Consider the following 24,074-nt stretch of genomic DNA (forward strand, 5'->3'; position numbering starts at 1 on the left):
GATCAACCTCATTAGCGATGACATCCCGACATACGGCCCATTCAAGGATTGAATTTATGGCGCAACTTAAGCAAGAAATTACACTGATGTCTGGCATCGGGCAGTTGTCCACCACGTTAATGGGGACTGGCCTGTTTATGATCCCAGCGATTGCTGCTGGCATTGCAGGTTCGTTGTCTCTATGGGCGTGGCTGATTCTGTTTGTTGCCATTTGCCCAATCGCCCTAACTTTTGCTCAGCTTGGAAAACGATTTCCCAGTGCTGGTGGTACCGCTTATTTCGTGCGTAAAGCGTTTAACCCGAGGTTAGAAAAGAGCGTTGCGTGGCTGTTTGTTAGTGTTATTCCCGTTGGGGTTCCTGCCGCGGTGACATTAGCCGCTGGTTTTTTGCAGCAGTTACTCCCCGCTCCCTTTAATTCTCTTCTTATTGCTCAAGCCGTTACGGTATTTTTGCTGGTGGTTGTCAATTTGATGGGAAGTAAATCCTCAGGAAGACTGCAAACCGTCATTGCATTGAGTATTTTTACCCTGGTTGCGGCTTTTTGGTGGAAAGGTGAGGTCGGTGTACAAGATATTACAATGCCAGTGTTGGAATTGAATTCCATGTGGTCGATAGCTTCTGCGCTCGCAGTTATGTTTTGGTGCTTTGTCGGAATAGAAGCATTTGCTCACATGGGCGAAGAATTTAAAGACCCAGAACGCGACTTTCCCATTGCGATCATCGTTGGATGTTTGGTTGCGGGCATCACCTATTGGGCTTGTTCGGTTGTTATCTTAAAATTCGGAGCTTATGGCACCGCTGAGTTCGATAGCGCATCGATCCCTTGGCTAAGTGAACAGTTATTTGGCGCGAACTTTAAAATGCTGATAAGCGTAGTGGGTTTCTCTGCATGTTTTGCTAGTGTGAACCTTTACACACAAAGCTTAGCGAGAATGGTTTGGGCACAATTTCGGGAAAACAAACCTGATAGTCGCTTGGCTAAGGTCTCTGCAAGGGGTGTACCCGCGTATGCAACATTAGTGATCGGTATTGTGATATTGCTATCGTGTATATTGGGGGAATTGTCCGGGTTGGATTTAGAGTTTTTCCTGACTTTAGCTAACGGTATTTTTGTTCTTATTTATCTGTTGGCGATGCTTGCAGCAACCAAATTACTGACAGGTGTTGGCCGATATCTAGCAATGGGTTCCTTGTTACTTTGTACCGGTGTTTTTATTTGCTTAGGCTGGTCTACTTTATATGCGCTAAGCGTGTTCATTCTATTGTCGTTACCTTGGCGTAAGTGGCTTAACAAAACACCACCAATGATGGATTAAATCTGAATTATTGTCGCCCCATTCATATGGGGCCAACGTTAAGTTAGGTCAAAATAGGCCATTTGTCGCACTTTCATAGGCTGAGTTCGATAAATGGCCTTTTGTTGTTTTTAAGATATTGCTAATTAATACCCGCAAAAACTGAGCGGAATTACGATTCGAATACTAATATAGATGTATAAGATCGATAAAGTTGGCATGGACATGGTAAGTAAAAGAAAAACACTGCTCACTATAGGGGTTATTATTGTTTCGTTAATGATCTTAGCTTTTTCGTGGATACAGAATAATAACGAACAGATTGAACCGGGTGAAATGACGACGGTAAAAATTGGTGTATCGCAAACCCCTTTGTCTGCGCCATTGATCATTGCAAAAGAACTGGGGTTTCTTTCTGACGGCCAACTCAATATAGAGCTTGTACCATGTTTCGGTGGTGTAAAATGTACGGCTATGTTGATTGCAGGAGAAGTAAAATACGCAACTTCTTCAGAATCAGTTGTGATGTTTGAGAGTTTCAAAGGCAGCAACTTAGCAATACTTGCCAGTTTTGTGAGTTCAGACGGAGACGTGAAATTATTAACTCCGAGTGTTCTAAATATTAACCAAGTATCCGATCTGAGTGGAAAAAGAATCGGAGTGGTGAAAGCAAGCTCCAGTGAATTTTATTTAGATTCTGTATTGAGTGCTAACAATCAAAAACACCTGAATTTTGAAAAAGTGTACCTGAACGCAACCGATATGGTGAGTGCATTGCAGACCTCTCAAGTGGATGCCATCTCCGTTTGGGAACCGTTTGGCTATCAAGCCCACATAGAGTTTAATTCGCAAATTAATGATCTGGGTATCAAAGGGGTCTACGAACTGGCTTTCAATTTGATTTCATTGAAGCAATATTTCGACAGCTCTGACGATGAGGCCATGAGAATCATTGAAGTGTTGGATAAGGCGATAGAATGGATTAATCATAACCCCGACGAAGCGATCCAAATACTCTCTCGTTCATTGGATGTTAAATCCGGGCAGTTACTGTGGTCCTGGAATCAATACGTCTTTAGGTTATCTTTAGGTAACTCATTGCTTTACAGTCTACAACTTCAATCTCGCTGGGCACTAGACGAGGGGTTAGTTGAGGGGGAAGAGCCAAACTATAGGAACGTTTTCTATTCCAAACCATTTGAGACATACCAGAAAAATGGGGGAGTGAGATGATAAACTCCCTGTTTAAAAAATTGGTACTTCTATTCTTCACCAGCTTTTTACTGACGTTTCTTATCATGGTTTCGTCTTACAATACGTTTAGTGAGCAAACAAAAACTGATCAAGAACTAGAGCAACTGATTCATTTGCAATTAAGCGTCGATCTGTTGAGAAGTCAGTTGTGGCTTTTGCTGCAGAGCGATGGGGATTTTCGTAATTTTGAACACGTAGCGGAAGCACAGCTGCAATTAACCGATGAGATATCTGAGTACCAATTTAGAGGGGTTAAGCTCGAAAATATAAAAAGAATGAATGGCAGTTTGAGTTCGTTGCTCACACAAGAGAAACGGTTACTGAAACTCAGTCACCTCAACCAACAAGATATGAACCAAAGCGGTATTACATTGATACATTCGCGCTACAATATGTTGGTGCAAAGTATGACCGAAGAACTCGCTTATATGCACCAAGAAATTGTGTATCAAAGCTCAAATAATATCACCCAGTCTATGCTTTACGGCGCGATTGGCTTGGTTATATCCTCTTTGTTTGTCAGTGCCATAGCATGGCTCATTATGTATCGATTTAGGTTGGGAATATCGGCGTTGACCCGAGCAATCTACCAGCTTTCTAGCGGAAAATTAGACTGTAAAGTTGACCACGCTATGTTAGACGTAGAGTTCACTAATCTGTCTATGTTTTTCAATAAAATGACATCATCACTCAAAGAATCGGTCGTGACGCGTCAAGAACTAGAGCGTGAAGTGAAGAAGCAAACGCAAGCCTTAAAAGATCAGCAAGCACAGCTGCTTTTTTTCTCAGAGTACGATCCGTTAACCAATGCCCTCAACCGGCGAGCCTTTGATGCCGCGCTAAGCAATGCCATCATTAAGGCTAATAGAACGCATCTTAAAATCGCAGTATTGTTCATTGATTTAGATAAATTTAAGCAGGTGAATGATAACTACGGGCACGAAGCCGGGGATACAACCCTAATGGCGGTCAGCGAGCGATTGCAAGCCATTGTAAGACGTTCTGATTTTGTAGGCCGTTATGGAGGGGATGAGTTTATTGTGTGTTTCGATCTATTGGATAATTACGAGATTATTCCTCAGAAAGTTAATCAGATCATAGATGCCATAGAAAAGCCTGTGCCACACCAAGGTGACCAACTGCAAGTAGGTTGTAGCATTGGTGTGAGCTATTACGGCGTAGACAGTATTGAAAAAGACGAACTGACTCGAATCGCAGACACCCGAATGTATCAAGCTAAGTTAATTGATAACAGCGCCGCATACGATAGCGATTACATTAAAAGACCTTGGGAAAAGGTCAATGAGCAATCAAACAGCGCTTAGGTGTGTGCACGTTACATGTTTTGGTAATTTGGCCCACCACCACCTTCCGGAGGCCGCCAGATTATGTTCTGTAATGGGGCTTTAATATCACAAGTTTTACAATGAAGACAATTGGCGGCATTGATTTGAAGCTTAGGTTGCCCCTCTGTCATTATTACCTCATAGACTCCGGCAGGGCAGTAACGTTGGCTAGGCTCATCATACTGTTCTAGCTGCTCGCTAAGTTGTGTATCGCAACCATTTACTACTAAATGGCAGGGTTGGTTTTCTTCATGATGGGTGCCAGACAGATAAATAGAAGAGGGCTTGTCAAAACTCAATTCGCCATCAGGCGATGGGTAATGAATTCTCTTGCTGTAATTGGTGGTTTTTAGGTTGCTGTGGTCGGCTTTATTGTCATGAATACACCAAGGTACAGGTGAAGGTGATAACTTAGGCCAGATGTTGTGTTCAAAGCTCGTCAGTATGCCGCCTAAGATAGGGCCATACTTATGAATCGTGCCACAGAAGTTTTGCGAGTCTGTGAGTTCTTTGTAGAGCCATGAAGCTTCAAAGGGCGTGTTATAATCTGGTTCGGTATGGGCGTGTCCTTGTGTTAATTGTTCGATAATGGCTTGCGCTGCAATCATCCCTGACTTCATCGCACTATGGCAGCCCTTTATCTTCAAGGGGTTCAGTGTTCCTGCATCGCATCCAATTAGCAATCCTCCCGGAAACTGCTGCTTGGGCAAAGAAGACAAACCTCCTTTGCTTATCGCTCTTGCACCAAAGCCAACACGTTCTTTCCCTACTAGATTCTGAGCAATGACAGGGTGGTGTTTAAAGCGCTGGAATTCTTCAAATGGACTTACATATGGGTTGGTGTAGTTCAGATCAACAATCAATCCTACCGCAATTTGGTTGTTGTCTAGGTGGTAAACGAACCCACCGCCTGAACTGTTCGATTCAGACAACGGCCATCCTGTGGCATGAATGACCTTTCCGATGTCTACTGACTTTTTTGCATCAGAGCAAGAATGCTCAGTTTTGGCCGTGCTCCAGATTTCTTTTATCCCTAATGCGTAATGCTGGGGAGCTTTGCCCCTATCGAGTTGATATTTATTAATGAGCTGCTTACCGAGGTGGCCACGAGAGCCTTCGGCAAAAATAGTGTATTTTCCGCGTAATTCTATTCCAGCCTCAAAATTGGGTTTGGGTTGACTCTGTTTGTCTAAGCCCATGTCGGAGGTAAGTACACCAACAACGGGATTATGTTCTTGTTCGTCAGAATGCGGCGTTGGAGTTTGTTTGAAGAGGATGTCAGATGCAGCAAAACCTGAAAATACGTCGACTTCTAATTGCTCTGCTTGTTTACCTAGCCAGCGCGTTAGATTCGCAAGGCTAATCATATACGTGTCGCCTGAGTTGTGCATCGGTTGAGGCGTTAGGAAATTAGGGACGTTTATATGGTTGAATTTTGTCGTCAGGTACACCAATTGATCGCGGCTGACTTTGGTTTCTAGTGGGGCGTTTAATGTTTGCCAATTAGGAAATAGCTCGTCAAGCGCTGTGGTTTCAAACAAAGCACCGGATAAAATATGAGATCCGATTTCTGCGCCTTTTTCTACCACACAGATAGAAAGTTCTGGGAGGCCATGTTGCTCTTTCTGTTGGGCTAGTTTACATGCACAAGCAAGGCCCGCGGGCCCTCCACCCACAATCACGACATCATATTCCATGCTTTCTCTGTCCATGATGGCTTCTCATTTTGCTTCACTTACCCTTAAATATAGTCCAGTTGACGTAAACGTAAACTGGACTAAGCTCAGATCTAAGGCTTATACGCAGGGCATTCATTGAAAAAGGAAAGCATTGTGAAAGTATTAGTGGCGATAAAACGTGTGATAGACCCTTACGTGAAAATTCGTGTTAATGGAGATGGTAGCGGGGTTGAAACTAATAACGTAAAAATGACCATTAACCCCTTTTGTGAGATCGCGGTTGAAGAAGCGGTAAGGCTGAAAGAGTCTGGCGCAGCGACGGAAGTGGTAGTGGTGTCTATTGGCGATGCTTCCTGCCAAGAACAATTGCGTACCGCACTCGCTCTGGGGGCGGATAGCGCAATTCACGTCGAAGAACAGGGCGACCTTGAGCCTCTAGAGGTGGCTAAAATATTGCGTTCTGTCATGGCAGAACAAGCGCCTGAAATAGTATTGCTGGGTAAACAGTCTATTGATACCGATAACAATCAAGTGGCACAAATGCTAGCGGCGTTAACCGGAAGGCCACAAGGTACCTTTGCATCAGAGTTGTCCATTGAGTCTCAGCATGCTGTTGTGACCAGAGAGGTTGATGGTGGGCTTGAAACCTTAAGGCTGACGTTGCCTGCTATCATTAGTACGGATCTTCGGCTCAACGAGCCTCGTTATGCTTCTCTTCCGAATATAATGAAAGCCAAACGAAAATCGATGCAAACGACGTCCGCTGCCGAACTGGGTGTTAGTCTCACCTCTCATCAACAAATCCTAGAAGTCTTACCCCCAAGCACGCGTAAAAAAGGAATGAAGGTAGCGGATGTTGCGGAGTTAATAAGTAAGCTAAAACACGAAGCAAAGGTCATGTAGTTCTCCAATTATGATGACATTTTCCAATTGATTACGGCTCTTGATGAGGAGAAAGTACATGGATATCAATTTGTCTACATTGGCCACATCCACATTGGTTATTGCAGAGCACGATAATAAAACCCTTTCGGTGGATACGTTACGTACTATCAACGCAGCCACATCAATCCAAGGTGACAACCAGACATTTGCCAATATTACGGTATTGGTGATGGGTCATGACTGCGAGGCGGTGAATACGCAACTGCAAGCAATAGATGAAGTGAGCCACATACTCTGCGTGGATTCAAAGGAGTATCATGATCAATTGGCAGAAAACTTAGCCCAAACAGTGCTAAACGTATATCAAGATGATGATTACCCATCGTATTCCCACATTTTGGCAGCCGCTTCGACCTTTGGTAAGAATCTGTTGCCAAGAGTGGCAGCGTTACTTGATGTGGGTCAGGTGTCTGATGTGATCTGTATTGAAGCGGAAGATGTGGTTGTAAGGCCGATTTACGCCGGCAATGCGCTAGCACGGGTGAAAGTGTTGGATCCAATAAAAGTTATGACCGTCCGTAGTTCCGCCTTTGATGCCGTCGAGCAAAATGAAGGCAGCATAGACAGGGCAAACATTGATAAAGAAAACAACGCAGAAATTACCTACTACACTGACTTCGTCTCGTCAGAATACTCGGAGCGTATTTCTCAGCAAAAAATCATCAGCGAAAGGCCTGAGCTGCCTGCTGCAAGAGTTGTGGTTGCTGGTGGACGAGGCTTAGGCAGCAAAGAGCAGTTTGGTTTGATAGAGCAAGTAGCCGATAAATTGGGAGCTGCTATTGGCGCATCACGGGCTGCGGTGGATGCCGGGTTTGTTTCCAATGACTTACAGGTTGGGCAAACAGGGAAAATTGTTGCTCCGGAATTATACATTGCTGTGGGTATCTCAGGGGCGATTCAGCACCTAGCAGGAATGAAAGACTCCAAAGTGATAGTGGCGATCAATTCTGATCCGGAAGCGCCTATTTTTGACATTGCCGACTACGGCTTAGTCGGGGACTTATTTGATATAATGCCCGAATTGATTGATAAATGTGGCCACGATAATTGATAAGGAGAGCAAGACATTTGATAAAGATACTTATCTTCGTAGGCAACTGGTGCAACCGCGACAGGCTGAACGAGTGTGCGGGTCAAGACGCCCCCTTTGAACTTTGCAGTAGGCGTTTCTAAGCACTCGCCGCGCTGAAAACCAATCATCAGGCTTTTGCAGTAGAAGGCAGCCACCAAAACGTTTCACAAGCTGAGAGCGATATTCTTCCACGAATTTCCTATCATACTCAATGTCAAAATGCGTTAACGCTTGCTCAATGGAAGTGAAACTTGCGATCGTGTCTTGTATATCTGTTTGGCTCATGTAATCGCTAGCCTTAGTTGCTTAGTTGCTTAGTTGCTTAGTTGCTTAGTTGCTTAGTTGTTGATAACTGTGTCGTTGACAGCGATGTTGCGGGTAAGCCGACGACAGCAGGCACAGTGTAATGCGGCTAACCGAGAGTTATTTTGATGTCGCGCCAGTTTTCGTTTAATTAGAACGAAAATAGTCTAGTTTAAGAGAGCGGATATCGGCCAATGATTTTATTTAGGTTTCTAGGTGTTCAACCAAGGCCTTAATAAAACGAGCTGCCTCACCACCCGTACAGGCTCGGTGATCAAAGGTCATCGATAACGGCATCGCTTTGATCGCAACAGCGTTGCCATTTTCTATCACGACTTTATCAATGATCCTTCCCGCCCCGACGATGGCAACCTGAGGAGGAGAGACCACAGGAGTCGCGTAGATACCAGCAATTGCGCCAAAGTTGGTGAGTGTGATGGTGCCATGTTGTAGTTGCTCTCGGCCGATTTTTCGGTTACGTATTCCCGCAATAGTTTCATCTAACCAGACTCGCATGGCTTCGGAGTCAAATTCATCTGCGTGGCGTAAAACAGGAACGTATAATCCATGCTTGCTGTCTACCGCAATGCCGATATTCACCGTGGAATGAACACAACGGGTCATGGTATCCGCGTCGAACCATGCGTTTAATGCGGGCTCTTGTTGGCAAGCGTGAATAACCGCTTGTATCAGGCGTATCGAAATGTCCTCCTCGGAACGCCACTTGCCCAGCAAGGCTTCTTCAGTGATGGTGACGTTAGCAACATGATGGTGGGAATGAGTCATGGTGGTGACCATGGTTCTTCTTGCACCTTTTAACACCTCTGTTCCCGGTAATTGCTTGTCGCATTGTTCGTAAACATCTGATTCAAGGATTTCACCGTAAGGTCCGCTACCAGTAATTTCATTTAAGTCGACACCTAAACGTTGAGATAACAGGCGGGCGGAGGGCATAGCAGTAATAGACTGTTCTGACTGATGAGAGTTATTGGTTCCAACCCAAAAATTGTCGACATCCACATGATGGCTGTGATGGGATACGTTTCCGACCACGGTCGCGGCATCTTGATTGGTGCGAGTGCTAGATATCGATTGATGGGCTGAAGATTCAACCTCTTCAAACTCAAGTAGGACACTGCCAATGTTGATCACATCACCAGTATTCCCATGACGCTTAGCAATTTTACCATCGTATGGGGACGGTACTTCCACTATGGCTTTGGCGGTTTCTACCGTAACAACAATTTGGTCGATTTTGACTGCATCACCTACATTGATGTGCCATTCAACAATTTCAGATTCAGCTAAACCCTCGCCCAAATCTGGGAGCATAAATGATTTCATTGCCAACCTCCTATAAGCTCGCGAGCGGCAAGCACGATGTCTTCTTCTTTAATCAAAAAATAATCTTCATTACGGTAGTAGGGCATGATGGTGTCCATTCCTGTCACTCGTTTCGGGGGGGCTTTTAAAAGGCACATGGCGTGCTCGGCTGTTCTGGCGAGAATTTCAGCACCAACGCCACAGGTTTTACTCGCTTCATGCACGACAAGCAATCGCCCGGTTTTTTCTAATGAACTGAAAATGGTTGCGGTATCGATGGGTTTAATGCTTGCAAGGTCGATGACCTCCACTTCGATACCATGGTTAGATAATGTTTCGGCGGCTTGTAACGATTCAATCACGCAAGCCCCCCATGTGACGAGAGTAATGTCTCGGCCTTTTCGCAGCGTAAAGCTGGTGTCGAGTGGCAGGGATAAACCATTGTCTATGACCTCTGATTTTACGGTGCGATAGATCCGCTTAGGTTCAAAAAACATCACCGGATCGTTACTTCTGATTGAAGCCAAAAGCAAACCATATGCGCGCTGAGGTGAAGACGGGATCACGACTTTAAAGCCTGGGATATGTGCAAAGAGCGCTTCCAAACTTTCTGAATGATGTTCTGGAGCGTGAATGCCGCCACCAAAAGGGGCTCTAAAGACCGCAGGGCAGGTCAATCGGCCTCTTGTTCGATTACGCATGCGCGCGGCATGACACATCAAGTGTTCCATTGCGGGAAAAATAAACCCCTGAAATTGAAATTCAGCAACAGGCCGCAACCCTTGGCTGGCCATGCCTACCGCAACTCCACCAATTAATGCTTCTGCCAATGGGGAATCGATCACTCGTTTAAGACCAAACTTCTGCTTGAGCCCGACGGTTGCTCGGAAAACGCCGCCGTTGTCTCCGACATCTTCTCCCAGAACAACCACGTTGTTGTCTTGGGCCATTTCGTGGTGTAACGCGAGGTTGACTGCTTCCAATAGCGTTATCTCAGCCATGATTGCCTCCTTGCATACGCATTGCTTTGTTTATCAATTCGTCTCGTTGAGCGTTGAGCTCAGGTGACGTAGATTCGTATAGATAATCAAATGCTGTTTCGGGAGGCGGATTGGGCACGTCAAGGTAATGCTGGACGGCTTGTTCAATCCGTCGCTTACACGTATTTTCCCATTCTCGCTCTTGTTGTTCTGACCATAATTTTTCGCTTATCAAATAGGTTTTTAGGCGTGAAATAGGGTCATACAGCCATGCCTGTTTAAGCTCTTCTTCACCGCGGTATCGGCTGGCGTCATCTGCAGTTGTGTGATCGCTTAATCGGTAGCTGATGGCTTCAATCAGTGTCGCCCCTTTGCCTTTTCTCGCTCGGTCTAAGCTGGTGAGCAAGGCATCATACATCGCGACGATGTCATTGCCGTCAACGGTGATCCCCGGGATACCAGCCCCTTTGGCTTTGTCGGCAAGAGAATCTGCGCCACATTGGATAGAGCGAGGCACAGAAATGGCCCACTGGTTGTTGTTGACGACAAATACAACGGGAACATTCCAGACGCCAGCGCAGTTAAGAGACTCTAAGAAATCACCTTTAGAGGTGGCACCGTCACCACAAGTGACGAGAGTGGCATGATGATCTTCCCTGATCTTTTGCGCTGATGCGATACCAACGGCGTGAGTACATTGAGTGGCAATGGGGACGCAAAAAGGCAGATCTTTACAGCTGTTGGATGCAGAGGTTGTAGGGTCATTTTCATTGTCTGAACGCTGCAAGGTAAAATCACTACCTCGTTCGTCTCCGCCCCAATATTGCAGGTTCTTTTCCATTGCTACGCCACGGGCCCACATGGCGGGCATGTCTCGATAATAAGGCACGAAGACATCGTTTTTAAGCATAGCGCGACCAATTGCAATGCCAATGGCTTCTGCACCAAGATGAGATGGATAGGTGCCGAGCTTGCCTGTTCGTTGGAGGGCCACAGCCTTATTGTCGTATAGACGAGTGATTACCATATCCCGATAGAAACCAGTAAGAACAGGTTTAGTTGCCCAACTAGGCAGATCCTTGGTTCGGTTTCCGAGGTGGTCGATAAACCTGTGCATGGGTAATGCTTGAACGTTCATCTTTATGTCCTCTGAATCAACTTTCAAGTCGCCAAAGTTGTTCCTGCATGAATAGCAAAGTCATACCGAGGTTTGCGTGGTTTTGTGCTGTATTGGATTGAAGTTCTGTTCTGACAATTCGCTAAACGCTTTCGATTTTTGCTGTTTAGCCCACGCTATGTAGTGATAAATCTCGGTACAACCGATTACATTAAGTGTAACCAAAATGAGGGAGCTTGCTAGAAAGTGTGAATCGTGTCTTACTATTCGACCTCGTAAAACGTCGGAATTCAGTGAAAAGTACCAAGTTTTAGACAGTGAATTGTTAACAACTGAAAATATGCGCTGACATTTGCTTAAAATTCGCCATAAATTACTACCCAGTGTCTTATATTTATTGAAGGGGTTGAAATATAAATCGGCTTAGCCAGTTCTTATAATAGATACACACGAATATCGTGAGACTCGTTAAGCCAGGATGTATTTGATTTCCAGGATAAACTCAAAAGGAAGAGCGATGAAGCCATGTTTCCCGACAGTTCCTTTGGCGTCAACATCTGAAAGCCCAGTCTGTCGATGGATAGATGAATTTAAAGACAAGACCATCGTTTTTGAAAACGAGCATGCGGTGGCTTTGGCGCGTTTGTTGCCTTTACTCGTGTGCGGAGAGCAATCTTCACAATGGGTGTTTTACAACGAATATCAGCGAGCATCCGGACAGAGCATTCGTTATTCTGTTATCGCTTTTGAAGGGATTGTCGCGGATGAGCAGTACCACGAACAAGCGTTGGATTTTGTACAGCAGCAACTGGCCGCGCCAGACGACCTATCTAAGTTGAAGAGGCGCAGCCAGCGATTTTATATGGCATTTGGCCACCAAGACACACTCGCAGAGCACTTTGCTCAAATCGCTTGTTTGGATGCGTTGGTGTGTCGAATTATGCTAGCGATTGAAAATGGCAATTTTGGGGCTGAACATCCATTCACCTTGTTATGTCGTATGATTAAGCAAGATGAAGCCCGCCATGTAACACTCGCTAAACAGCATGCGCTTACCTTAGGCTTTGATAAGTCAAAATGGCGCGATTTAAGAAAGTTTGTGGGTGAAAAGCTATATGGTTTGCTTGATAGTGAACGTTGTGCTTTTGAACAAATAGGGGTGGATCTGGATTGGGTTTTCGCCTCAAAAACAACATTGCCACTGCAGGAGTAGCCAATGACAAGGACGACATTTTTGCCAATGAGGGCAAAATTACTGGCATGCAATCATCAGTTGCCACACACCCCGGTTTCTACTGACCAACTCTTGGATGCCCTGGCGCACCTGTCAGGAAAGAAATACGCTCGGTTGGCCAAGTTGCTTAGCTTAAGGTTAGGAGTAAAGCAGCGACACTTAACCAGAAGCATTGAAACTAACGTGAGTTCACCCAGCCCTAAAAATTCTGAACTCGCTTCGAACGTATTAAGGCAATGCCTAAAAGATGCGAAAATGGACGTCAATGATCTAGATTACTTAATTGGTCACACAACCACGCCGGATACTCAATTACCTCCAAGTATTGCTTGGGTAGCGGAACAATTGAACTACGACGGCCTGTTTGCGGAGTTAAGGCAGGCATGCACAGGTTTTGTTAGTGGTTTACAATTTGCGCTTCCAAGAATAGAAAGCTTGAAGCAGCCAGTCGCGATTATTGGCAGTGAAACGGGATCAGTGTATTTTGACTATGACCCTGAGTTCCTAAATCAGGCTCAGCTCGTTAATTATCTTCAAATGGGAGATGGGGCAGGAGGTGTGATTTTGGGGCCAGATGACGGCTCGAAACGTGGGATCATTAGCAGCGTATATATGGGGCAGATGGGCGTGGGAAAGTCTCCTGGTTTGTATTTAGATGGTGGTTCTGAATCAGTTTATACCCAAGCTGATAAAGCCAAATTTATGCATGATGCACAAGGCGTAAAGCGAAATGGTGAAGCGCTATTTGAAGCGAGCATTAACGCATTGGCACAGCAAGGACATGAACTGGATTCTTTCGATTACATCATTCCGCATCAAGCGAGTGGAAATATCGATAAGCAGTTCGCAAAAAAAACGGGCATTGCTCGTGAAAAAATCATCAATGATGCCCAGAATGTCGGGAATTTAGGCTCTGCTGCCATATGGTGCAGTTTTTCTCGCTTGGTACATAGTGGGAAATTAGCTGAGGGAGATAGAGTGGTCGTGCTCGGAGCAGAAGCCACCAAATATATGTATGGCGGCTTCATTTATCAGCATTGAGTGGATTGACTAGGTCGCGTTTTGTTCCCCATACAGAAATACTGATTCTACACCATCAGACGTTTCCAAACAGGCTAGAGAGAGCAACCATTCCAATTGGCTCTCATCTAGGCGTGACTGGGCGATAAACGCCGCATTCAGTGTTTTATTCTCTATCGAAGCATAACGTGCGCCTGCCTGTTGTTTAGTTGGTACGGTATGCGAGACCAGTTTGCCATCTTGATTGTCTAAATAAGCCAGTAGTTTCGTAATAAACGGTATGATTTCAAGGTCGACCGCAATGCGATAGGCGTAGCCGAATTTTGTTTTTTGTTTTACCCAATAATCAAATTGAGAGAAATCTAGATTATGAGGGCTGACGAATAAAGCTTCGTTCTTGAAAGACCATTTTTTTAATTGGACTGGTGTGTGCTTAAACTCAGGTTGGCCCGATAAGGGGTCAGCATGCTCTGCTATTAACTGGCAGGGCTTTGCGTTCTTAGCGTGTATCCCGCTCCAATGAATCGGTAAGAATAGGTGCTTGTGTTGGATATCCGAGCTAATTTCAACGCGAGCCATTATTTCCGACCCTGCGTTGATAATTTTTACAATGTCTCCTTGTACTAGCCCCACTTCTTTAGCACTCGCCGGGTGAATGGATACGCACGGCTCTGAAGTGTGAACCGCAAGGCGGTCGGATAACCCAGTTCGAGTCATGGTGTGCCAGTGATCCCGAATGCGTCCGGTATTGAGCAGCCACTGAGATTCGTCGCATGTCGCTGATTTTGGTGCTTGATGAAGAACAGGAACAAATCGTGCTTTGCCATTGTTGGTGTAAAATTGGCTATCGCCAAATAAACGTTGGTGCGATATTTGAGTTTGTAGTGTTAAAACTGGCCATTGCTGCGGCTCTAACTGTGAGTATTGAAGATCCGTAATGTCGGCTAAGCCGGTTAAGCAGAAGTCGCGAGATTGACCATTTCGGTTATTTAGCGCGGACAGTTTGGCATGTTCTCTGAAAATTTCCCCTTCATGGCGGTAGTTAAACGACTTAGCGAAGCCCATTTTTTGTGCGACTTGGCTGATGATCCACCAATCGGGCTTAGCCAGTCCTGGGCTTGGCAGCAATCGGCGTTGTCTTGATATACGGCGTTCGGAGTTGGTCACAGTACCTGATTTTTCGCTCCAGCCTTGGGCGGGTAAAAGCAGGTTTGCCAGTTTTGTGGTGTCGGTTTCCTCTATGCAGTCTGAGACCACCACAAAATCGCACTTCTTCAATGCTGATACAACCTTAGCTGTGTTGGGTAGGCTGACCGCTGGGTTGGTCGCCATGATCCATACCGCCTTAATTTTCCCTTGTTCCATAGCATCGAACATGTCGATGGCTTTTAGCCCTGCATGAGTGGCTAAGGATGGGGCTTCCCAAAACGAACTTAACGCAGCGTGCTCTAGTTGATTGTCAAACTCCATGTGCGCGGCCATCGTGTTTGCCAGTGCTCCCACTTCACGACCACCCATCGCATTGGGTTGGCCGGTAATAGAAAAAGGGCCTGAACCCGGTTTTCCTATTTTCCCACTCGCTAGATGACAGTTGAGGATGCTGTTCACTTTGTCACTACCAGAAGAAGACTGATTGATTCCTTGAGAATAGATGGTTAACACTTTTTCAGTACGAGCAAACAGTTGGTAAAAATGGCTCAGTGTGTCGGTGTCTATTCCCGTGATTTTAGCAAGATACTTCGAATCTTGCTCCGCTGACGCATTGGCTTGCTCGAAACCCTGAGTATAATTACTGATGAACTCGGCATCCAATTCTTGACTATTTGCCAGGTAATTGAGCAGCCCATTAAATAACGCAACATCCGAGCCACTGTTAATAGCAAGATGAAGGTCAGCAATGTCACAACTGGCGGTCTTTCGGGGGTCGATCACAACAACAATAAGATTTGGATTATTTTGTTTCGCGATTCGTAGTCGTTGAAATAAGACGGGGTGGCACCAAGCAAGGTTAGAGCCCGTTAAGATCACCACGTCCGTTTGTTCTAAATCGTCATAACACACTGGCACGGTATCCATACCAAATGCGCGTTTATGGCCAACAACACTGGACGCCATGCACAAGCGAGAGTTGCTGTCGATATTTGCGGTACCCATGAAGCCTTTGATGAGCTTGTTGGCAACGTAGTAGTCTTCAGTAAGCAGTTGGCCAGAGACGTAAAAAGCGACGGAGTCGGCACCGTACTCTTCAATGGTTCGTTTGAATTTATCCGCGACGAGATCGGTCGCCTTATCCCAGTCAAGCGTTTCCAACTGATCATTTTGGTGCCTTAGGGTTGGTTTAAATAGGCGGCCCTCGTGAGAAACGGTATCACCTAATGCAATTCCTTTGGTGCACAGTTTACCGAAATTAGCTGGGTGCGCTTTGTCGCCTCTTATGTCTAGCAGGCCACTGCTGTTGGGCTTTGCCTCTACGCCACATCCGACGCCACAATACGCACATGTTGTCTTAATCCATCCTTGCTCATTCATATCTCTCATCCTTGTGCGAGATTATTAGTATTTTTGCCTGATTGAATAGGAGCAATAATCACGCCACCCATATGGAATTGTAGGTGATTTTATTACATGTCTATTAAGATGATTTAAATCAACAGGTTATATTCTACGTAAAATTATCGTTCGCCATTTAAATAGCTGTAATGCATAACAGATCCATTTTGGTGCACTGTAATGGAATAACACGCACCAAAAAGAAACATTTAGTTCATGTTTTTTGCTCAGAATTAACCATTTAAATACTAAGGAATATGATTTTTGCTGAATAACATGTTGTTTTAATTGACTATAATGTCAATTGTTGTAAAAAAGTTACAGGTTGGCACCGTCCTTGCTCTACTGATATCAACGGATTCAAATATGAGCAAACAAGGAACGTTCTATGATGGATAACTTAGCGAACATTAAGAGCTCACAAAGAACGAAGGTCTCTGGCAAAACTGGCAATCCCAATAAACTTAGGGGTTCCAATGAACAAGGAAAGGTCATTTTAGTGGGCGCAGGCCCGGGTGATCCCAACCTATTAACACTCGGTGCAATGAAAGCAATACAAACGGCCGATGTGATCGTTTATGACAACTTAGTAAGTAGCGACATTCGTGCGCTCTTCCCTGAAACGACAACAAAACAATATGTCGGTAAAGCAAAAGGTCAACACAGCTCTACTCAAGATCAAATCAATCAAATCCTAATTGAATCCGCCCAACAGGGGAATACGGTTTGCCGAGTGAAAGGCGGTGATTCGTTCGTGTTTGGTCGCGGTGGTGAAGAAATGTTGAGTTTGGCTGAAAACGGAATCGAAGTGGATGTAGTTCCGGGTATTACGGCAGCGTCTGGTTGTACTTCTTACGCCAATATTCCTCTAACACACCGTGGTTTGGCACAGGGTTGCACTTACATTACGGCGCATGCAGAAAAAGATCTAGAAATTCAATGGAGTGCTTTAGCCCAATTGAACCAAACGCTTGTTATCTATATGGGGCTCAGCAAGGTTGAACTGATTTCAGACAACCTAATTAAAGCGGGTATGAGTCGCACGACGCCTGTTGCTTTGATTGAAAAAGGCTGCTGCCCAGATCAACGCACTTTTACCGGCCAGTTAGACGATCTTGTTCAATTAAAAGAAGCCCACCAAGTACGTTCTCCAGCACTTATCGTTATAGGCAGTGTTGTTAGTGTTGCTGAACAGATGAAAAAGCTTGCAGAAATTAACCAAGCAGAAGCAAACCACGCCAATTCGTTAGGGCGATTAAGTGAATTGGGCACGCTTAGGGAGCAGCAACACGCCATAACAATAGAAAAAGCCAGCACAATTGAAACCGCTACTAGTAAAGAACGGGTAACGAAAGAACAATTAAAACTAACGGCCTAGAGCCACAATCAACGCGTGACTGACCGGGCAATGCCGGTTATAGGGGGATTAACACCACCAAGAGGTCAGCGTTTGAATTTAGCATTTAACACTTAAATTATCGCTTGAAGGGAATCAATATGAGTAAACAACGAGTAGTTGTCGTCGGAAATGGTATGGTTGGCCATAAGTTTATCGACACCTTAATGCAGAATCATCCGGAAAATATCGACGTAGTGACATTTTCTGAGGAGTCTCGCTTAGCTTACGATAGGGTTCAGCTTACTTCCTACTACACAGGAAAAACAGCGGAAGATTTAGCGATGGCTAAGCCAGAAAAATACGACGAACAAGGTGTACGTTACCTCGTTAATCAGCGCGTAAGCAGTATTGATACACAATCAAAACAGATAACCACAGACACTGGATTGGTTGAAGAATACGACACCTTGGTCCTCGCTACTGGCTCTACTCCCTTTGTTCCACCAATCCCGGGTAACGATCAGGCCTATTGCCATGTATATCGCACGTTAGACGATCTTGATGCCATTGAAGAATCTAGTAAGGGCAGTAAAAGTGCCGTCGTGATAGGCGGCGGTCTGCTAGGGCTTGAAGCGGCAAACGCAGTAAAAAATCTAGGTTTAGAAACGCATGTAGTTGAGTTTGCACCTCGCCTAATGGCCGTTCAATTGGACGATGGTGGCGGTGCGTTACTTCGCAGAAAAATTGAAGATCTTGGCGTGCAAGTGCATACCGAAAAAGCAACCACAGAGATCATTGCCGGTGAGCAAAGCCGTTATCGCTTAAATTTTGCTGATGGCAGCTTCTTAGAAACCGATTTGGTGGTGTTTTCCGCGGGTATTCGACCGCAAGATGCGTTGGCAAGGCAATGTGGATTAACAATTGGTGAACGTGGCGGCATTGTCGTGAATAATTATTGCCAAACCAGTGATCCGAGCGTTTATGCGGTAGGCGAATGTGCGTTGTGGAATGGCCAAATTTTTGGCTTGGTTGCCCCGGGTTACCAAATGGCTAAGGTCGCGGTAGAACAAGTATTAGCGGCATCAGAAGACATCACGAACGCCGACGCACCAGAATTCAACGGTGCAGACATGAGCACCAAATTGAAACTCATGGGGGTTGATGTTGCCAGTATTGGTGAAGTGCATGACAAAACGGAGGGCGCTCAGTCTTACACGTATCATGATGAGATTACGCAAGTCTATAAACGTCTTATCGTATCGGAAGATGGTAAGAAGTTAGTCGGTGCCGTTCTAGTCGGTGATGCGGACGCTTATGGCTCTTTGTTACAGCTAAAACTGAACGACATGGCGTTACCCGCTAACCCGTCAACGTTAATTTTGCCTTTATTGGATTCAGACGAGCCTGTTGGACTGGGTGTGGATGCGTTACCAGATAGCACGGTTATTTGTTCGTGTTTCGATGTCACTAAGCAAGACATCCAACAAGCGGTAGCTGATGGCTGCACCGACATGTCGATGTTAAAACAAACGACGAACGCTTCTACTGGTTGCGGTGGTTGTTCGGCACTGGCGAAACAAGTGTTGGACGCAGAACTAGCGGCGAACGGAGTAGAAGTGAGTAATGACGTATGTGAACACTTTGCTTATTCGCGCCAAGAGCTTAGCGACCTTATCCGAGTGAACAAGATTAAGTCTTTTGATGATGTGCTAGAAAAACACGGTAAAGGGCTAGGCTGTGACGTATGTAAGCCGACAGTAGGCTCAATCTTGGCTTCCTACTGGAACGATTATGTGTTGGAAGACAAGCATATGGAACTTCAGGATACCAATGACCTGTATTTAGGCAACATGCAAAAAGATGGCACCTATTCGGTTGTACCACGTATAGCGGCTGGTGAAGTGACCCCTGATAAACTCATTGTTTTGGGTGAGGTTGCGCAAGAGTTTGGCCTGTACACCAAGATTACCGGCGGTCAGCGAATCGACTTGTTTGGTGCTCAGTTAAATGACTTACCCACTATTTGGCGAAAACTGGTGGACGCAGGTTTTGAAACCGGTCATGCCTATGGTAAATCTTTGCGTACCGTGAAGTCTTGTGTGGGTAGTTCTTGGTGCCGATACGGCGTTCAAGACAGCATGGACTTTGCGGTTAAATTAGAGAACAGATACAAAGGCCTACGCTCTCCTCATAAACTTAAATTTGCCGTATCAGGGTGTACTCGTGAATGTGCTGAAGCGCAATCAAAAGACATCGGTGTTATTGCTACAGATAAAGGTTGGAACTTATATGTGTGTGGTAACGGCGGAATGCGCCCACGCCATGCCGATCTATTTGCGACGGATTTAGATAACGAAACGCTCATCAAATACGTTGATAGATTGTTGATGTTCTATGTGAGAACAGCGGATCGCCTACAGCGCACGTCAGTTTGGCTAGAAAACTTAGACGGCGGATTAGAGTACCTCAAAGAAGTGGTGATTGAAGATAAGTTGGATCTGGCGGAAGAGCTGGAAAAAGACATGGCATTCAACATCGAGCATTACCAATGTGAGTGGAAAACAACGATTGAGAACCCAGAAAAACTCAAACGTTTCCAGCATTACATTAACAGTGAAGACAGAGACGAAGCACTTAAGTTTAAGACAGAGCGTGGTCAACTCATTCCGTGCACTTCAGATACCACAGCGATTGACGCGGATCCTCAAGCTAAAAAGACGGTTAAAAAAGCCGAATCTCGCACAGTATCAACGGTTGAATAAGGATATTTAACATGACTAATTGGCAAACGGTATGTACAAAAGATGACTTGGTTCCACAAACGGGTGTATGCGCAAAGGTGGGTGACCAACAAATTGCCCTGTTTTATTGCGGAAGAACTCAAGGCTTGTACGCAATTTCGAACTACGACCCAATTGGCAAGGCCAATGTGTTGTCTCGCGGCATGATGGGCTCTATTGCTGGGGAGCCTTGTGTGGCGTCCCCACTATACAAACAGCACTTTCACCTTGAAACAGGGCTATGTATAGAAGATCCAGATCATAAAGTGGACACTTTTTCTGTACGCGAACACGAATCAAACATTCAGATTGCGTTGATTAAATAAAGACAGTAACAATTGATAGGATTTACTATGGACAGTACTTCATTCTCATTATTTTCCTTTAAAGGGAAAATGAAAGTTTTACACTTAAGTTGGATGGCATTTTTCATCACTTTTGTTGTTTGGTTCAACTTTGCACCTTTGCTTCAAATGGTGAAAACAACCTTAGGTCTCACAACTGAACAGATAAAAACACTATTAATACTTAACGTGGCACTTACCATACCCGCGCGAGTGGTGGTCGGGATGCTAACGGACAAATATGGGCCGAGAATTGTCTATTCAGCGCTGTTAGCCCTGTGTTCACTGCCGTGTTTTATGTTTGCATTAGCCGATAGCTTCGTTCAAGCCGCCGTCGCTCGTTTCTTACTGGGCTTTATTGGTGCAGGTTTTGTAGTTGGGATCCGCTTGGTGTCGGAATGGTTCCCACACCATGAGCTGGGTACCGCAGAGGGTATTTATGGGGGCTGGGGTAACTTTGGTTCCGCCGCTGCTGCGTTCTCGCTACCGACACTAGCGCTGTTGTTGGGTGGTGAAGATGGCTGGCGTTATGCGGTGGGGATAACTGGGGTAATGAGCCTTGTGTTCTCATTTGTCTTCTATGCCAACGTGACAGATACACCAAAAGGGGCAACGTATTTCAAACCAGCTCACCTAACGGCCATGGAAGTTACCTCTAAGGGCGATTTCTTTTTGCTTTTGCTAATGAAGATCCCGATGTACGGCGCTTTGGCGCTGCTGGCATGGAAGTTGTCTCCGTCGGGCGTTGGAATGCTGAGTACGGGGGTTGTGAGTGGGGTGTACGCAGCACTTGGTGCGCTTTATTTATACGAACTGGCACAAGTATGGAAAGTGAACAAAAAGGTGTTTTATGAGCCAGTAGAAGAGATACATCAATACAAATTCAAACAAGTTGCAGTACTTAATATTCTTTATTTTGCTACGTTTGGTTCTGAGCTTGCGGTTGTATCGATGCTTCCTTTGTTCTTCTTAGAAACGTTTGAACTTACTCCTGTAATGGCGGGAATGGTTGCATCGGCCTACGCGTTCATGAATTTAATGTCTCGCCCGGGAGGCGGGTGGATTTCAGACAAGTTTGGTCGTAAGCCGACGCTGCTGATATTGACTGCCGGCCTTGCGGTTGGTTACTTTGTGATGGGTAAGGTTGACGCACAATGGCCGCTTTGGTTGGCAGTAGTTGCTGCGATGGCATGTTCATTCTTCGTACAGGCTGGAGAAGGTGCTGTATTTGCAACGGTTCCTCTTATTAAGCGTCGTATGACTGGGCAAATAGCAGGCATGACAGGGGCTTATGGCAACGTAGGTGCGGTTGTTTACCTAACGGTATTATCGTTCGTGAGCTACCAGACGTTCTTCTTTGTTATCGCAGGCACGGCGGTGTTAGGTTTTATCACCCTAGTCGCGATGGAAGAACCAAGTGGTCAAATTGCAGAAGTGAATGACGATGGCAGTGTCACGCTGATTGATGTGTCTCATTAATGGCCACGCGTTAACTATTAGTAATCGATAACGGTCAAAACTACATAAGCAAAAACAACGCCCTTAACTTAAATCTGTTTGAGTTAAGGGCAATTCCGTTCATGGCAGACAAGGATGTAGGCAATGGAAGATCAACCGCTAAATGAGACGAACAAGCTTTCTATTCTTTACGGAGGCTTTACCGATGAAGGCAGGCGTAGTGAAAACCAAGATGCGCTAGTTTTTCATCAACCTAAAACTTATGAAGAAGTCACCAACAAGGGGTGTGTTGCCTGCATTGCGGATGGCGTAAGTTGCAGTGAAATGAGCCAGCAAGCCAGCCAAACCAGTGTTATTCAGTTTGTTAATGATTACTTTGCAACACCGAGCAGCTGGAGCGTTAAGCGCTCCGCCACCAAAGTCTTGAGTACCACTAACTATTGGCTATATGGTCAGGGTGTTAAACAACCACTTAAACATAACGGGCTCGTCACTACGTTTAGCTCGGTGGTTATCAAGTCGAATACGGCTCATATTTTCCACGTTGGTGATTCAAGAATTTATTTATATCGCGACGACAAACTCACGTTGCTGACAAGAGACCACGTACGAGCGGGGGCGGGGAGCCAAACCTTTTTGACACGAGCGCTAGGTATGGATAATACGGTTAACATCGATTATCAAACCCTACCGATAAAAGAAGGGGACTGGTTCCTGCTGACCACCGATGGTGTGCATGACTTTACCTCAAATGAAGAGATTCAGGCACAATGCTTCGAATTGGTTGATAACCAAAATTTACACCCCGAGTTAGCGGCTAAGCAATTAGCCAATTTAGCGCTAGATAATGGCAGTACGGACAATACCAGCGCATTATTTGTTGGGGTAAATGATCTGCCTGAAAGTAGCCGAGCAGAACTGCAAACGCAACTAGGCCAGTTTGCCATTCCTCCTGCGTTGAGAGTAGGCCAAACTTTAGATGGCTTTCAAGTGATGAACGTACTTTATGCTGGTAGCAGGAGCTATGTTTATGAAGTAACAGAATTACTTTCAGGCAGGGTGATGGTATTGAAGTCACCTTCACCAAACATGGCTGACGACATGAGTTATCTCGGTAGCTTCATACACGAGTACTGGGTTGGGAAACAATTAGATCATCCGCAGTTCATGAAAGTGCATCCTAGACCGAGCAACGCAAAATTTTTGTATTTATTGTGTGAGCCACTCACTGGCATCACTTTACGCCAATGGATGTATGACAACCCTAAACCCACCTTAGATCAGGTGAGAACTATCATTAGTTCTCTTGTTGCTGCATCACGCAAGTTGCAACGGATGGGTATGGTGCATCGTGACTTAAAACCAGAAAACATCATGGTCGAGAGTGATGAAAAAATAACGGTCTTAGACTACGGCGCAATGAGTGTTGCAGCCTTTGAAGAGCAGCAAGCCATGGACAAAGAAGCCGATCTCTCCGTGATCGAGGAAGAGATACCGATGGGGGATGCGAAATACATTGCCCCGGAATACCTAAATGGTGAGAAGGCAACGTATGTCTCGGATTTGTTTTCAATTGGTGTGATTTGCTATGAAATGCTGACAGGAGAGCTGCCTTATAAACTCGGAACGACTCAATCGCTAAGGCGGGCGCGCCATCAAAAATGGGACTACTACTCAGCTTGTTTACGCAGAAGTGATTTACCTGAATGGGTCGATCCAGTATTGAAAAAAGTGTGCGCCGCCGTTCCTACCCAGCGGTATCAAGCCATGAGCGAATTTATTACAGACTTGTCTACCCCGAACCCAGAACTAATATTGGAAAATGAACGTCGTTCGTTGTTTGAACGTAATCCGGTTTTGTTTTGGAAAGGACTCGCATGCATATTCATGACGCTGAGCATCGTAGAGCTTTTTATTCTAATTTCTTAATTGTTATTAAATTACTTTAAACGCTTAGATCATAATAAGTATTAACGTATTAAATCAACAAATAGCAACTTATGACATGTAATGAATAAGTTACTTTAGTTAAATT

General features: G+C 45.2%; 18 protein-coding genes. 12 read left to right on the forward strand and 6 right to left on the reverse strand.

The window, feature by feature from the left end:
* Positions 1–56: 56 nt before the first annotated feature.
* From yjeH to QWZ04_RS22340, 3 genes are all read left to right on the forward strand, one after another.
* Complete coding sequence (gene yjeH, locus QWZ04_RS22330; RefSeq protein ID WP_290330490.1) at positions 57–1,316, forward strand: L-methionine/branched-chain amino acid transporter; 1,260 nt, start codon at positions 57–59, stop codon at positions 1,314–1,316.
* A gap of 174 nt (positions 1,317–1,490) precedes the next feature.
* The gene (locus QWZ04_RS22335; protein ID WP_290330491.1) at positions 1,491–2,528 is read left to right on the forward strand and encodes an ABC transporter substrate-binding protein; all 1,038 of its coding nucleotides are present in this window, start codon (positions 1,491–1,493) and stop codon (positions 2,526–2,528) included.
* Entirely contained in the window at positions 2,525–3,874 is a 1,350-nt protein-coding gene (locus QWZ04_RS22340; protein ID WP_290330492.1) for a GGDEF domain-containing protein, read from the forward strand. Before QWZ04_RS22335 ends, QWZ04_RS22340 begins: the two co-directional genes overlap by 4 nt.
* An 11-nt stretch (positions 3,875–3,885) precedes the next feature.
* Here QWZ04_RS22340 and QWZ04_RS22345 read toward each other — a convergent pair whose 3' ends face one another.
* On the reverse strand, positions 3,886–5,607 hold the full coding sequence (locus tag QWZ04_RS22345) for an electron transfer flavoprotein-ubiquinone oxidoreductase (RefSeq protein ID WP_290330494.1): 1,722 nt from the start codon (positions 5,605–5,607) through the stop codon (positions 3,886–3,888).
* 120 nt (positions 5,608–5,727) lie between these two features.
* Here QWZ04_RS22345 and QWZ04_RS22350 point away from each other — a divergent pair, with 120 nt between their 5' ends.
* Positions 5,728–6,477: an electron transfer flavoprotein subunit beta/FixA family protein gene (locus tag QWZ04_RS22350; protein WP_290330495.1), complete on the forward strand. Its 750-nt coding sequence runs from the start codon at positions 5,728–5,730 to the stop codon at positions 6,475–6,477.
* Positions 6,478–6,547: 70 nt separating this feature from the next.
* Positions 6,548–7,570, forward strand: a complete 1,023-nt coding sequence (locus QWZ04_RS22355; RefSeq protein ID WP_435433650.1) for an electron transfer flavoprotein subunit alpha/FixB family protein — start codon at positions 6,548–6,550, stop codon at positions 7,568–7,570.
* Between the two features lie 30 nt (positions 7,571–7,600).
* On the opposite strand, the gene nifW is transcribed toward QWZ04_RS22355, so the two are convergent.
* The 4 genes from nifW to pdhA all read right to left on the reverse strand — a co-directional run bounded on the left by nifW (position 7,601) and on the right by pdhA (position 11,335).
* On the reverse strand, positions 7,601–7,876 hold the full coding sequence (nifW, locus tag QWZ04_RS22360; protein WP_290330497.1) for a nitrogenase-stabilizing/protective NifW family protein: 276 nt from the start codon (positions 7,874–7,876) through the stop codon (positions 7,601–7,603).
* Positions 7,877–8,098: 222 nt separating this feature from the next.
* On the reverse strand, positions 8,099–9,238 hold the full coding sequence (locus QWZ04_RS22365; protein ID WP_290330498.1) for a dihydrolipoamide acetyltransferase family protein: 1,140 nt from the start codon (positions 9,236–9,238) through the stop codon (positions 8,099–8,101).
* Entirely contained in the window at positions 9,235–10,218 is a 984-nt protein-coding gene (locus QWZ04_RS22370) for an alpha-ketoacid dehydrogenase subunit beta (protein WP_290330499.1), read from the reverse strand. Before QWZ04_RS22370 ends, QWZ04_RS22365 begins: the two co-directional genes overlap by 4 nt.
* Entirely contained in the window at positions 10,211–11,335 is a 1,125-nt protein-coding gene (gene pdhA, locus QWZ04_RS22375; RefSeq protein WP_290330500.1) for a pyruvate dehydrogenase (acetyl-transferring) E1 component subunit alpha, read from the reverse strand. Before pdhA ends, QWZ04_RS22370 begins: the two co-directional genes overlap by 8 nt.
* A gap of 496 nt (positions 11,336–11,831) precedes the next feature.
* Here pdhA and QWZ04_RS22380 point away from each other — a divergent pair, with 496 nt between their 5' ends.
* Together QWZ04_RS22380 and QWZ04_RS22385 are read left to right on the forward strand one after the other, a co-directional pair.
* On the forward strand, positions 11,832–12,527 hold the full coding sequence (locus tag QWZ04_RS22380) for a hypothetical protein (protein WP_290330501.1): 696 nt from the start codon (positions 11,832–11,834) through the stop codon (positions 12,525–12,527).
* Between the two features lie 3 nt (positions 12,528–12,530).
* A complete protein-coding gene (locus tag QWZ04_RS22385; protein ID WP_290330502.1) occupies positions 12,531–13,589 on the forward strand; it encodes a 3-oxoacyl-ACP synthase III family protein in 1,059 nt (352 codons plus the stop codon).
* A gap of 9 nt (positions 13,590–13,598) precedes the next feature.
* Here the strand turns inward: QWZ04_RS22385 and QWZ04_RS22390 are convergent, their stop codons facing one another.
* Positions 13,599–16,097 (reverse strand): molybdopterin oxidoreductase family protein, encoded by a 2,499-nt coding sequence (locus QWZ04_RS22390; protein ID WP_290330503.1) that lies wholly within the window; start codon positions 16,095–16,097, stop codon positions 13,599–13,601.
* A gap of 409 nt (positions 16,098–16,506) precedes the next feature.
* Here QWZ04_RS22390 and cobA point away from each other — a divergent pair, with 409 nt between their 5' ends.
* From cobA to QWZ04_RS22415, 5 genes are all read left to right on the forward strand, one after another.
* Positions 16,507–17,496, forward strand: coding sequence for a uroporphyrinogen-III C-methyltransferase (gene cobA / locus QWZ04_RS22395; RefSeq protein ID WP_290330504.1), 990 nt, complete (start codon positions 16,507–16,509; stop codon positions 17,494–17,496).
* 119 nt (positions 17,497–17,615) lie between these two features.
* The gene (gene nirB / locus QWZ04_RS22400) at positions 17,616–20,219 is read left to right on the forward strand and encodes a nitrite reductase large subunit NirB (protein ID WP_290330505.1); all 2,604 of its coding nucleotides are present in this window, start codon (positions 17,616–17,618) and stop codon (positions 20,217–20,219) included.
* 11 nt (positions 20,220–20,230) lie between these two features.
* On the forward strand, positions 20,231–20,563 hold the full coding sequence (nirD, locus tag QWZ04_RS22405; protein ID WP_290330506.1) for a nitrite reductase small subunit NirD: 333 nt from the start codon (positions 20,231–20,233) through the stop codon (positions 20,561–20,563).
* Between the two features lie 27 nt (positions 20,564–20,590).
* The gene (locus QWZ04_RS22410; RefSeq protein WP_290330507.1) at positions 20,591–22,060 is read left to right on the forward strand and encodes a NarK family nitrate/nitrite MFS transporter; all 1,470 of its coding nucleotides are present in this window, start codon (positions 20,591–20,593) and stop codon (positions 22,058–22,060) included.
* 123 nt (positions 22,061–22,183) lie between these two features.
* Positions 22,184–23,968 carry a bifunctional protein-serine/threonine kinase/phosphatase gene (locus QWZ04_RS22415; RefSeq protein ID WP_290330508.1) on the forward strand — a complete coding sequence of 595 codons (1,785 nt, stop codon included), beginning with the start codon at positions 22,184–22,186 and terminating at the stop codon, positions 23,966–23,968.
* The last annotated feature ends 106 nt before the right edge of the window (positions 23,969–24,074 follow it).

It is taken from the genome of Vibrio tapetis subsp. quintayensis (assembly GCF_030409945.1).
Taxonomy (GTDB): domain Bacteria; phylum Pseudomonadota; class Gammaproteobacteria; order Enterobacterales; family Vibrionaceae; genus Vibrio; species Vibrio quintayensis.